The 12,615-nt window shown below is 71.2% G+C and carries 9 protein-coding genes; 4 read left to right on the plus strand and 5 right to left on the minus strand.

Annotated elements, in window-relative coordinates; all coding sequences use genetic code 11:
* Window positions 1-4: 4 nt before the first annotated feature.
* The 4 genes from ACFS27_RS14085 to ACFS27_RS14100 all read right to left on the minus strand — a co-directional run bounded on the left by ACFS27_RS14085 (window position 5) and on the right by ACFS27_RS14100 (window position 4,975).
* Window positions 5-1,504, minus strand: coding sequence for an SDR family NAD(P)-dependent oxidoreductase (locus ACFS27_RS14085; RefSeq protein ID WP_377184008.1), 1,500 nt, complete (start codon window positions 1,502-1,504; stop codon window positions 5-7).
* Between the two features lie 166 nt (window positions 1,505-1,670).
* Window positions 1,671-3,212 carry an alpha/beta hydrolase gene (locus tag ACFS27_RS14090; RefSeq protein ID WP_377184010.1) on the minus strand — a complete coding sequence of 514 codons (1,542 nt, stop codon included), beginning with the start codon at window positions 3,210-3,212 and terminating at the stop codon, window positions 1,671-1,673.
* Window positions 3,213-3,413: 201 nt separating this feature from the next.
* Window positions 3,414-4,112, minus strand: coding sequence for a hypothetical protein (locus tag ACFS27_RS14095; RefSeq protein ID WP_377184012.1), 699 nt, complete (start codon window positions 4,110-4,112; stop codon window positions 3,414-3,416).
* A complete protein-coding gene (locus tag ACFS27_RS14100; protein WP_377184014.1) occupies window positions 4,112-4,975 on the minus strand; it encodes a hypothetical protein in 864 nt (287 codons plus the stop codon). The genes ACFS27_RS14095 and ACFS27_RS14100 overlap by 1 nt, the downstream gene beginning before the upstream one ends.
* A gap of 68 nt (window positions 4,976-5,043) precedes the next feature.
* On the opposite strand from ACFS27_RS14100, the gene hrpB reads away from it, so the two are divergent.
* The 4 genes from hrpB to ACFS27_RS14120 all read left to right on the plus strand — a co-directional run bounded on the left by hrpB (window position 5,044) and on the right by ACFS27_RS14120 (window position 11,611).
* A complete protein-coding gene (gene hrpB, locus ACFS27_RS14105; RefSeq protein WP_377184017.1) occupies window positions 5,044-7,569 on the plus strand; it encodes an ATP-dependent helicase HrpB in 2,526 nt (841 codons plus the stop codon).
* A 50-nt stretch (window positions 7,570-7,619) separates the two neighbouring features.
* Complete coding sequence (locus ACFS27_RS14110) at window positions 7,620-8,249, plus strand: hypothetical protein (RefSeq protein ID WP_377184019.1); 630 nt, start codon at window positions 7,620-7,622, stop codon at window positions 8,247-8,249.
* Window positions 8,250-8,420: 171 nt separating this feature from the next.
* Window positions 8,421-10,829: an ABC transporter permease gene (locus ACFS27_RS14115; protein ID WP_377184021.1), complete on the plus strand. Its 2,409-nt coding sequence runs from the start codon at window positions 8,421-8,423 to the stop codon at window positions 10,827-10,829.
* A gap of 11 nt (window positions 10,830-10,840) precedes the next feature.
* Window positions 10,841-11,611 (plus strand): ABC transporter ATP-binding protein, encoded by a 771-nt coding sequence (locus tag ACFS27_RS14120; protein ID WP_377184023.1) that lies wholly within the window; start codon window positions 10,841-10,843, stop codon window positions 11,609-11,611.
* Window positions 11,612-11,635: 24 nt separating this feature from the next.
* Here the strand turns inward: ACFS27_RS14120 and ACFS27_RS14125 are convergent, their stop codons facing one another.
* Window positions 11,636-12,550: an NADP-dependent oxidoreductase gene (locus tag ACFS27_RS14125; RefSeq protein WP_377184026.1), complete on the minus strand. Its 915-nt coding sequence runs from the start codon at window positions 12,548-12,550 to the stop codon at window positions 11,636-11,638.
* Between the last annotated feature and the right edge of the window lie 65 nt (window positions 12,551-12,615).

Raw genomic sequence — 12,615 nt, forward strand, 5'->3', positions numbered from 1 at the left:
GGATCTACCAGGGCGACGGCTCGTAGTCCTTGAGGAAGCTGCCGTACAGGTCGGTCCCGGCCTCGCCCTGGACGATCGGGTCATAGACGCGGGCGGCGCCGTCGACCAGGTCGAGGGGCGCGTGCCAGCCCTCGGCCGCGATGCGCAGCTTCTCCTGGTGCGGACGCTCGTCCGTGATCCACCCGGTGTCCACCGCGGTCATCAGGATCCGGTCCTTCTCGAACATCTCCGCCGCGGAGGTCCGGGTCAGCATGTTGAGGGCGGCCTTGGCCATGTTGGTGTGCGGGTGTCCCGCGGACTTGTACCGGCGGGAGAACTGTCCCTCCATCGCCGAGACGTTCACGACGTACCCCCGCCGCGCCGTGGACGTCGCGGCCCGCATCGCGGGCCGCAGCCGGGAGATGAGCAGGAACGGCGCGATCGCGTTGCAGAGCTGGACCTCCAGGAGCTCCAGCGGGTCGACCTCGTCCACGACCTGGGTCCACGAGTTGGTCGTCTGCAGGTCGGGGAGAAGCCCGCCGGCATCGACGGCCGTGCCGGCCAGGTGGGCGTCCAGGGAGGCGGAACCCGCCCGGAGCGCCAGCGCCGTGAGGGACGCAGCGCTGTGCATCGCGACGGCGTCGTCCTGCGACTGCCCCTCGTGGTGGGCGACCGACAAGGCGGTCAGCGCCCCCGCGATGGCAGCAGGGTGCGCCTCCGAGATGTGGTCGAACGTGACCATCTCCGGCGCCACCAGCCCGTGGGGCAGCGGGGCGACCGGCGACGACTCGCCCGTGACGAGCTGCGAGTAGGACCCCGGGGACCGGCGGACCGTCTGGCAGGCGTTGTTGACCAGGATGTCGAGCGGGCCTGCCGCGGCGACGTCGTCGGCGAGGGCGATCACCTGGGTGGGATCACGCAGGTCGATCCCGACGATCTTGAGCCGGTGCAGCCAGTCGGCGGCGTCGGGCATCGCCGAGAAGCGGCGCACCGCGTCCTTCGGGAAGCGGGTGGTGATGGTGAGGTGAGCGCCGTCGCGCAGCAGGCGCAACGCGATGTACATGCCGATCTTCGCGCGGCCCCCGGTGAGCAGGGCGCGGCGGCCGGTCAGGTCCGTGCGCTGGTCGCGCCGCGTGTGGCTCTTCGCGGCACAGGCCGGGCACAGCCAGTGGTAGAACGAGTCGACCAGCGTGTAGTCCGTCTTGCAGATGTAGCAGCCGCGGGCGGTGCGCAGCTCCCCGGCGAACGCTCCCGGCGCGGTCGAGACCAGCGGGATGCCGGCGGTCTCGTCGTCGATCCGCGCCGCCGAACCAGTCGCCGTCCGCTCGATGACGCTCCGGTCGTGCGCCTGAATCTCGTCGCGGACCGCGGCCTTGCGGGACTTCTTGAGCAGCTTCCACATGTAACCGGTCGCCCGTTTGACCGTCTGGACGTCGGGATGGTTGGGATCGAGGTCCTTGAGCCGGCCCAGCACCCGAAGGGTGGTGGCGAGCTCGTCCGGGTCGATCCCCGCGTTCGTTGGCACGTCGTAGGGTAACTGTCGCCGGGGCCCGAGGCCCGGCTCGGTCCATCACCCGCCGACGTGTTCAGGCTCAGCACCGAGGCACCGGAACTCCTGGTGAAACGGCAGCTGGTCAGCGGCCGAGCCACCAGGAGTCCCGTCTACGGACCCTTGCCGTCAGTAACCAGCGTCACTGCGGGGCGACGTCCGTGCAGTAGACCTTCTTGCCTGGCAGCCGGCCGGTGGTCAGGAACGTCACCGTTGCCTCGTCCACGCACGTGGAGCCCTGGTCGTAGACGTAGTGCCCGCCGTTGTCCGCGCCGACGAAGGCCGCGCGCTTGCCGAGGACCTTGGACAGCCCGAGGCCGTCCTCCCACGGTGTGGCGTTGTCCCTGCGGTTCTGCAGGATCAGCGTGTTGCGCGGTCCCTTGCCGGTCACGCGGACGGGCTCTTCGATCGGCTCCGGCCAGAACGCGCACGCCCAGATGTTGGCGGGCATCCCTGCGCTGAGCGGCCAGGCTGCGCGGTCCTCGGCGGTCCGGCGGGCGTACTCGTCGACGTCGTCGGACCACCGGGCGTCACCACAGGTCAGTGCCAGGAACATGGTGGCCTGGTTGTCGGTCGGCACGCCAGGGGTCGGCGGCGGCGCGGCGAACACCTGCTGCAGCACCTGGCCGTCCGCCTCGGTGAGCGTGCCGTCGGCCAGCCCGGCGGCGGCTTTCCAGAACTGGGTGAGCACCGGAAGGGTGTCGTTGCTCAGCAGGAGGCTGTAGGTGACGGTGCGCAGCATCGAACCCGTCAGGGCAAGCTCGGTGCCGGAGACGGGCGCGGGGGCGCGGTCGAGGCGGTCGGCGAGTGTGAGGTACGTCTGGGTCACCTCCTCGACGGTGCCGCCCAGTCCGAGCGTGCTGTGCCGCGCTGCCGCCATCCGTGCCGCGTCGGGGAAGCGTTCCGACATGGCCTTGCCCCAGTTGTCCTTCGCGTTGGCCCAGACCTTCGTGGGGTCGACGTTGCCCTCGAGGACCACCCGGTCGGCGCGCTCCGGGAACAGTGACTGGTAGACGGCGCCGAGGTACGTGCCGTAGGACTGGCCCCAGTAGGAGATCTTCCTTTCACCGAGCGCCGCGCGGATGCGGTCCATGTCACGTGCCGCGTTGGCGGTGGTGAAGTACCGGAGCTTCTTGCCGGCGTTCGTCGCGCACCGTTCGGCGTCGGTGCGGGCGTGGTCGACATTCGCGGTGATCGAGCCGTCCGCCGCCGGGTACGGGAAGAGTCCGGCGAGGGACGGGTCGTCGAGGCCACAGCTCTGCGGGGTGCTGTGCCCCACGCCACGGGGGTCGAAGCCGATCAGGTCGTAGGCGGCCAACACCGACGGTGGCAAGGTCGGCGCCACGACACGCGGTGTGTCCAGCCCGGGCAGCGCCGGGCCGCCCGGGTTCAGGAGCAGGACACCGCGGCGGTCACGGGACTTCGCTGCCGGCAGCTTCGAGACCGCCACCTCGATCTGCTCGCCGGCGGGGTTCCGGTAGTCGAGCGGAACCTCGACGGTTCCGCAGGTGAGCCGGGGGTCGCGACCGGCGTCCTCGGGCAGCGCGGGGCACGGGCCCCAGGTGATGCGCGGCGTGGTGGCCGCGTCGGCGACCAGTGGTGCGGCCCCGTCCGCCGCGCCCGCATCCGGGGTCGCGGCACAGGCCGCCACCGTCGCGACGGTGAGCGCCGCCGCGATCACCACCCTGGTGAGCCTCGGGGGGATACCGGTTCTCGCTGACCGTTGGATCGTCTTCAACGTCGTGCCTCCAGTTCTCGGTGTGTCACGACGCGCTGACGCCGTTACCAGAGAACCTATGGAAGACCGCGGCGTCACGAATCCCCCTGGTGTGGACACTTTCCATAGCCCGTACGGGGGACAGCTCAAGGCCGCCGAGCGAGGGAGTCAGTCCAGCGGAACGATTCCCGTCCGCCCCTCCCAGGTGCCGTGCTCGGAGAGCGGGCGGAAGCGGAACGTCGCGAACTCGTGGTGGAAGTCACGGCGCCGGCGTTCGACCATGGCGTCCGCGTGCCGTCGGTCCGCGGGGACACCGGAGCGACCGTGCACCATCTCTTCCATCTCGCGCACGGTGCGCCACACGGAGAACGTGGAGATCGTGTGCGGCGGCCGGAGGGCGGCCAGGGCGAGCGTGGTGCCGGGGTGGTCGCGCACCTGGCGTTCGACAGGTCTGCCCCACCGCAGGAACCGGGGGACCTCGAGCAGACGCATCCGCGCGACGGTCACCGCGACCACGGGTTCGTCCTGGTCCCAGCCGCCCGCCCGGGCGGGGAGACCGGGGAGGGCCGCCAGCCGGGACCAGCGGCGCAGGTACTCCAGGCGGACGTGCCAGCCGGTCGCCAGGTGGCGGCCGAGGGCGTCGTCGGACAGGAAGTGGTCCACGGCGTTCTCGTCGCGCCACTGCGCGAAGACCGCTATCCGTCGTAGCTGCAGCCGGTCCGGGGTGACGGTGGGCGCCCCCAGGCGCATCAGCGCCAGGCACTCGGCGTGGTCCAGTCCCGGTGTGGTGGCGCCCGACGGCGGTCGCAGCAGCGCGCGTGCCGTCACGGCGGCCGGAATCTCGGCGAGGTGAAAGGTGTGGATCATCAGGCGTGCTCCATCTTGTAGTGCAGGCGCATCATCCAGGTGCGTCGCACCCGCAGCTCGTGGTCGGTGCGGAGCACCCCGTACGGGTCGCAGTACAGCCGGAAGGTCTCGTGCAGCGGGATGCGCGCCGCGAAGTCCCGCCCGCCGTCGTGGACGACGACGTACGCGCCGTCCTGCCCGAACCGTCCCGGGGGCGACTCCAGGACGAGCCCGCCCTCGTCACTGACGACCGGGCGCAGGAACACCTGGACGTTGCCGGACTCGAGCGGGAACGCGACGTGGACGCTCGGCTGTGCCGCGCCGGGAAGGCGGCGTGCCGAGTAGCAGCCGCTGAACACGTAGCGGCCCGACGGCCGGAGGGTCCGCAGCCACGCAGCGCCCACCTGCTCGCCGTCCCGGTCGCGGATCACGCGGACCCGGCTGTCCATCCCGTGCGCGACGTCGAGCGGGCGCATCGGGAGCGACAGCTGCTCGACCCGGCGGGCGAACAACCGCGCGATCAGCTCACCGGCCGGCCAGAACAGGGGTGACCATCCGGTCCACACCTCCATGTGCCAGGCGGCGGTGTGCTCGTAGAAGTCGCGGATCCGCGGATCCAGTCGGGAGGCGTCGAACCCGGGACCGTCGAGGATCGTCATCGCCGGAAGGAGGCCGGGTGCTCGGTCCGCTGACGGGTCCGTGGTCGCGGCATCGTCGTCGACCGTGCCGCCGTGGTGCGCGGCCTCGGCGGCGAGCCAGCCGTCCCCGACCGTGGAGGAACGGCTCATCGGGGCGCGCAACCAGGAGTGGCGCATGGCGAGGTCGACAGGCTTGCCGACCAGCCGCCAGAACTTCCGGGACCCGAGGTCCAGCAGATGGTTCACGATGACGCATTCTTGCAGCCTGCGGGCGGATGACAGGTTCCGCGGTGGTGGTCGGTTACCGTCGGGTCGTGCTGCTGCCTGAGTTGTCTGTGCCGGGGGCGGATCTGCCTGTCCGGGCGGTGCTGCCTGCCACGGTCGATGCGGTGCGGTCGCGCGGCACCGCTGTGCTGGTCGCGCCGCCGGGTTCGGGGAAGACCTCGCTGTTGCCGCTCGCGCTGGCCGACGCGCTCGGGGGCACGATCATCGTCGCCGAGCCGCGCAGGATGGCGACCCGCGCGGCGGCGACGCGGCTGGCGATGCTGGCCGGTGAACCGCTCGGGCAGCGGATCGGCTACGCGATGCGCGGCGAACGCAGCGGCGGCAAAGGGCTCCGTGTCGAGGTGGTGACGACAGGACTCCTCGTGCGGCGTCTGCAGCAGGACCCGGAGCTGCCGGGCGTGGCCGCGATCGTGATCGACGAGTGCCACGAGCGGCACCTCGATGCCGATCTGCTGCTCGCGCTCTGCGTCGACATCCGGGCGAATCTTCGGGACGACCTGGCGATCGTCGCGACCTCGGCCACTGCGGACACGGTCCGGCTGAGCCGCGCACTGGGCACGGACGTCCCGGCGCCTGTGATCACCGCGTCCGCTGCGCTGTTCGAGGTCGCGGTCGAGTGGGCCCCACCACCGGTCCCCGTGCCGCTGCTCCCCGGTGGGCGGGTCGACCCGCGCCTGCTGGATCACGTCGCGGCCGTCGTCCGGCGTGCACTGGCCGAGAACGAGGGCGACATCCTGGTGTTCGTGCCGGGGGAGGCCGAGATCAACGGTGTGACCCGCCGGCTGGCCGGGCAGAACGTCCTCCCGTTGTTCGGCCGCCAGTCACGGGCTGAACAGGACCGCGCGTTGGCGCCGGCCGCTACCCGACGGATCGTGGTCACGACGTCGGTCGCTGAGAGCTCGCTGACCGTGCCAGGGGTCAGGGTCGTGGTCGACGCGGGTCTTGCCCGGGAGCCGCGGACCGATCAGTCCCGTGGCCTCGGTGCGCTGGTCACCTGCCGGGTCTCGAGGTCGTCGGCCGACCAGCGTGCCGGCCGCGCCGGGCGGGAGGCGCCAGGCCGCGTCTATCGGTGCTGGTCGGCCACCGACCACGCGCGCCTCGACGAGCACGCGGCACCGGAGATCGCGATCGCCGACCTGGCAGCCTTTGCCCTCGACCTCGCGGCGTGGGGTGCGCCTGCGGGTGCCGGTCTGACCCTGCTCGACGCGCCGCCGGCGCCGGCGATGACCGCGGCCACAGAGCTGTTGCGCCGCATCGATGCCACCGACGACGACGGCCGGATCACCGAGCGAGGCCGGCGGATGACGGCGATCGGGGCACATCCTCGCCTTGCTCGTGCGCTGCTGGACGGGGCACCACGGGTCGGCGCCGACCGGGCGCGCGAGATCGTCGCGATGCTTTCGGACGACTCCGGCCGTGGCGCCGGTGACGATCTACCGGCCCGCTGGCGGGCCCTTCGCCGTGGCGAGGACCGCGGAGCCACGGCCCGCTGGCGAGAAGAAGCGAAGCGCCTCGGTCGAAGCGCTGCGACCGGCCACGCGTCGGGCGGGCCGGCTGGTCCGGAGGCGCGCGGGGGACCGGACGATCTTGCGGTAGGGATCGTCGTGGGGCTGGCGTACCCGGACCGCATCGCGCGGGCCCGGGGAGCCGGCTCGGCGACGTACCAGATGTCTGGTGGCACGGGCGCCGCGCTGGATCCGCAGTCACCCTTGCGGAGCACGACCTGGCTGGCGATCGCGGTCGCTGACAGGGCTCCCGGTCGCGCCGACGCGAGGATCCGATCCGCGGCACCGATCGATGAGCAGACCGCGCGAGACATCGCAGGGGACCTCCTCTCGACCACCGACCAGATCCGCTGGGACGACGGCCGGGTCGTGACGCGGCGCGTCGAGGCGCTCGGCGCGATCGTGCTGGGCGACGTGCCGCTGGCGAAGCCCGACCCGCTGCTCGTCCAGGCGGCCGTGCGCGACGGCATCCGGCGCAGCGGTCTGTCCGTGCTGCGCTGGTCGGAGGCCGCGCTCGCCCTGCGGGAACGGCTCGCGTTCTGTCACGCCCACCTCGGCGCCCCGTGGCCTGCGGTCGACGACGAAGCACTGCTGGCCCAGCTCGACGAATGGCTGGGCACCGAGCTCGCCTCGGTGCGAGGCTCACGCGATCTTGCGCACATCGACGTGGCTTCGGCGCTCCGGCGACTGCTGCCGTGGCCCGCAGCGGCCCGGTTCGGCGAGCTCGCACCGGAGCGGCTCCAGGTCCCGTCGGGCTCCGAGGTCCGCCTTGTGTACGACGGCGTCGAGCCGCCGGTCCTCGCCGTGAAGCTGCAGGAGGTGTTCGGCTGGACCGCGACCCCGGCTGTCGCGGACGGGCGTGTCCCGGTCGTCCTGCACCTGTTGTCGCCCGCCCGCCGCCCGGTCGCGATCACCAGTGACCTCGCCTCGTTCTGGAAGCAGGGCTATCCCCAGGTCCGCGCCGACCTGCGAGCCCGCTACCCCCGCCATCCGTGGCCGGAGGACCCGCTGAGCGCTCTCCCGACCAGACGGGTGAAGCCTCGCCAGTGAAGCGAGCTGCCCGGACCATGATGTCTGCGTGGACAGCGGTCGTGTCCTGGATGCGCGGATCCAGAGCCGTACGCACCGCAGGCTGGGTCCTTGCGGTGCCGTTCCTGCTGTTCATCGTGCTGCCGATCGCTGTTCTCAGCGCGCCGGTGGTTCTGGTGCTTTCCATCGTCGTCTCCGTGGTGCACCTGCTGCAGGCGCGACGGCACGCACGGCTGCTGCTGCCGGTGTGCCGGGTACCGGGCGTCGTTCCTTCGTCCGAGTCCAGCATGGGCATGACCTATGAGGCCGCCGCGCTCGCGGACCGTCCGGTGATCCTGGCCGCGGTCTCTGCGGGACCGGCCCAGCTGGGTGAGCCGTGGGCGGACGACCGCACCGTGCAGGTCCACGGCATCACCTGGGACGGCTTGCTCCGGGCGCTCTCGATCGATGTCTACGTCCTGGCGAACGGCGCACTGTCCTGGGGCGTCTCCGTCGACGACGAGGGGTTTCCGGTGACCGACCATGATCAGGAGGGTGAGACTCTCGCTGCCGTCCCGGGCGTGCGCGACGTCGTCCGGCAGGACCGCGAGGTGTTCGACTGGGTCACCGACGAGGCGCGCCCGGTCGACGAGATGCTCGCTGACTTCCTGCGCGCGGTGTCGGCGCCGTCAAGCCCTTCCGGCGAAACCGGCGACAGGTGACTTCCCGTCCGACAGGCGGGGACCCGGTCAGGGTTCGCGATGCCTGCTGCTCAGGGGCCGGCGCTCGGGAGCCAGGGTCGCTTCAGGGGAAGAACCGATACTTTCCGGGCGGCGACCGGGACAGGATGAGGGCGTCCTGATCACAAGTCCCCAAGGATGCGGAGCATCACGGTGGATAACGGGGAGCGGCTCTACCGCCGGTACGCCTTCAACGACCTGGCCAAGAACAAGGGGATCAACGCGGCCATCGTCGTCACCCTGGTCCTGAGTGCGTTCCTCATGGCGACGGGTTCCATGGTCCTGGAACGGCTGGCCGGCTCCATCAGCAGGCTGTCCGAGCAGGGCCGGCCCCCGGACTTCCTCCAGATGCACAAGGGGGCGTACGACCGAGCGGCGCTGACACAGTTCGCGGTGGACCACGAGCCGGAGATCGACGAATGGCTCGTCGAGGACATGCTCGGTTACGACAGTGCCTCCCTGTCCTGGTCGCGCCCGGACACCGGCGAGACCGGCGACCTGGCCGCCAGCCGGATCGACAACCTCTTCGTCACGCAGAACACGGAGTTCGACTTTCTGGTCGACGGGACCGGTGACGTCGTCGAGCCGGCTCCCGGCGAGGTGTACGTCCCGGTCCTCTACCAGCAGCAGTACGGCCTGGCGGCCGGGGACGTCCTCACGGTCCGGACCGACGACGGGCCCCACCGGCTCAAGGTGCAGGGAGAGGTCAAGGACTCCCAGATGGCGGCCTCGTTGTCGCCGTCGTCCCGGTTCCTGATCCACCCCGACGACTTCGAGACGCTGAGACAGGCCGGAGGAGCAACGCCGGAGATCATCGTGGAGTACCGGCTGGCGGCCGGCGGTGCCGCGAACGCGATCCAGACCGCGTACGAGGGCACCGGCGGTCTACCGACGAACGGCCAGGTGGTCACCGGCCAGCAGCTCCGGATCATCAGCATGCTCAGCGACGGCCTCGTCGCGTTCGCCCTGGTGTTCGTCAGCCTGGTCCTCATCGCGATCGCGCTGCTCAACCTGCGCTTCGTCATCCGGGGAACGCTGGAGGACGAGGTCCACGAGATCGGCGCGATGAAGGCGATCGGCATCCCCGACCGTGAGATCTCGGGGCTCTACCTCACGAAGTACCGCATCCTGGCGCTGGTCGGCTGCGTCGTCGGCGGGCTGCTCGCGATCCTCGCGGCGAACGCGCTCACCCAAGACGTCCAGACGAGCTACGCGCAGGCGCCGGTGGGGATCTGGACGTTCCTGGTGCCGCTGGTCGCGCTCGCCGCCGTCTACGTGATCGTGGTCGGGATCTGTCGCAGCGTCCTGCGTGGGGTGCGGAGGATCGAGGTCGTGAACGCCCTGGTGCACGGCAGCACGCTCGACGAGAAGCAGACCGCCCGCCGTGCGCGGCGGCAGGCGCGATGGGTCCGCCGGACCGGGCTGGCGTCGTCGTCCGGTGCGGGCGTCAACGGGCGCCTGGCCCTGCTCGACCTGCGCGCAGAGGGCCGGGCGTGGGCGCTGCTGCCGGTGGTGTTCGGCCTGACCGCGGTGCTGATCACGCTGCCGGCCAACCTGGTCAGCACGTTCGAGAGCCCGCGGTTCGTCACCTACCTGGGTGGCCCGGAGCGCGACCTGCGCGCGGACGTGCAGTTCCAGGAGGACGTCGACGGCGTCACGGGCCGGCTGGTCGCCGCGATGGAGGACGACGACCGCCTCACGGACGTGGAGGCCCTTGCCTACGTCGACTACGGCGCCGACAGCGCGGACGGGCGGACGAGACTGCGCGTCGCGGTCGGGGACCACGCCGACGGCGCCGTCCGGTTCAGCCAGGGCGGTATGCCGGGGGACGGCCAGATCGCGCTGTCGGTCCTCAACGCGGACAGGTATCGGGTGGGCGTCGGGGACGACCTGACGGTCTACGACGGCGAACAGCCGATCACCGTGCAGGTCAGCGGGATCTACCAGGACATCACCGACGGCGGGCAGACCGCCAAGATGCCGGGCGACGTGACCGAGGGTGCCTCGGCCTACACCGTCTACGCGGACCTGGCGGACGAAGGGGCGGACCCCGCCGCGACGGCCGACGAGTACGACGCGCAGTTCCCGACGGCGGGGGTGAACCCGACCCAGGAATACGTCCGGGAGACCATGGGGGTCCTGATCGACTCGATGCGGGGCGCGGCCTGGGTCGCGCTCGTGTTCGGCCTCGGGGTGGCCGGGCTCATCACGAGCCTGTTCCTCAAGCTCCGGGTCACCCGCGACCGGCCCACGATGGGCGTGCTGTCCGCGATCGGGTTCTCGTCGAGGGAGCTCGTGGGACAGGTGCGGACCAAGGCGCTGCTGCTGGTGGCCGCAGGGACGGCGGCGGGCCTGGTGTTCGCGGCGACCGCCGGGCAGGCGCTGGCGAGCGCCGGGCTGGCCGCCGTCCAGCTCGGGATCACGGATCTGACCTTCATCCCGAACCCGTGGCTCGTGTACGCGCTGTACCCGCTGCTGCTGCTCGGGGCGGGCTGGATCGGTGTCGCCGTGCTCACGGCAGGTATCCGGCGCACCGACAAGAGCGAATGGATCCGAGGATGAGGGGACAACTCATGAACGAAGCAACGGTGACCCTGGAGTCGCGCGAGCTGAGCAAGACGTACTTCTCCTCCGAACCGCCGACGGAGGTGCTGCGCGGCATCGACCTGTCCGTCCGCGCCGGCGAGTTCCTCGTCATCATGGGCGCGTCCGGCTCCGGCAAGTCCACGCTGTTGTACAGCATCAGTGGCATGGACCGGCCCACCAGCGGGAACGTCACGCTGGAGGGCCGGGAGCTGACGTCGCTCGGCGACGCGGAGATGAGCAAGGTCCGTCTGACGCGGATGGGTTTCGTGTTCCAGCAGCCGCACTTCCTGGGCAACCTGGATGTGCGGGACAACATCCTGCTGCCCGCCCTCAGGGCGGCGCCCAGGCAGGGCCGGAAGGCCGCGATCTCGCGGGTGGACGCGCTGATGGAGCGGTTCGGCATCGCGCACCTCAAGAAGCACGGCATCACCCAGGTCTCCGGTGGTCAGCTGCAGCGCGCCTCGATCTGCCGGGCGCTCGCCGGCGAACCGTCCGTGCTGTTCGCGGACGAGCCGACGGGCGCTCTGAACAGCAGCATGAGCGCTGAGGTCATGGACGTGTTCACCGACGTGCACCGCGGCGGCACCACGATCGTCATGGTGACGCACGACCCCGGCGTCGCCGTCCGCGGCGAACGTGTCATCTACCTGCGTGACGGCGTGATCGTGGATGCACAGGAGATCGGGTCCTGGCAGCCCGGCACGGCACACCAGCGCGAGGACGACCTGCTGGCCTGGCTCAGGAGCCTGGGCTTCTGAGCCGGACAGGCAGGGGCGGCCGCTCTACGCGACGGTGATGATGGTCTTTCCGGCCACCCGCTCGGTCGGGTTGAACGCGTCGACCGCCTCGGCGAGCGGTCGCGCGGCCGCGATGTTGGTCCGCAGCCGACCGTCCCGGACACGCTGGGCGATCTCGGTGAGCTGATGGCGGCTGGCCTCGACGATGAAGAAGACGGAGCGTCCGGTGTCCGGCTGCCGCGCCGGCGGCTCGGCGATGGTGACGAGGGTGCCTCCCGGCCGGACCAGGTCCGTCGAGCGATCGCCGATCTGGCCGCCGATGACGTCGAAGACGAGGTTCACGGGCCCCACGGCACCGAGGTCGTCGTTGCCGAGATCGACGAAGTCGTGCACGCCGAGGTCGACGGCGGCCGCGCGGTCCGCCGTACGGCCCGTGCCGATCACGTACGCGCCCGCCTCGCGGGCAAGCTGGACGACGACGGATCCGACGCCGCCGGCCGCGCCGTGCACGAGCACGCTCTGGCCCGCTTCGAGACGTCCGTGCTCGAACAGGCCCTGCCATGCGGTGAGACCGGAGATGGGCAGGCTGGCGGCGGTGACGAAGTCGATGTCGGCCGGCAACGGCGCGAGGTTGCGGGCCTCGACCGCCACGTACTCGGCGAGAGTGCCGTTCCGGGTCCAGTCGGCGAGGCCGAACACGCGCTGTCCGACGCTGAGCCCGGTGGTCCCGTACCCGAGCTCGGCAACCACGCCGGCCACCTCGTGGCCGGGGATGCTCGGGGTGCGGTCGTGGCCTGCCCGGTCGGTCCACGTGCCCGGCCAGGTCAGCTCGCCCGGCGTGAAGCCGGACGCGTGCACCCGGACGGCGACGTCGTTCTCCGACGCGGTCGGTTCTGGCTCGTCGGTCAGCCGCATTCCAGCGGTGCCTGCGTCGCGGTCGGTGACGGTGATGGCCTTCATCTGGTGTTCTCCTGTTCGGTGGCCTCGTCACGCGGACGAGGGGTCTCACCGGGTAGACGAGACAG

It is taken from the genome of Promicromonospora vindobonensis, assembly GCF_042685865.1.
GTDB classification, from domain to species: Bacteria; Actinomycetota; Actinomycetes; order Actinomycetales; family Cellulomonadaceae; genus Promicromonospora; species Promicromonospora vindobonensis.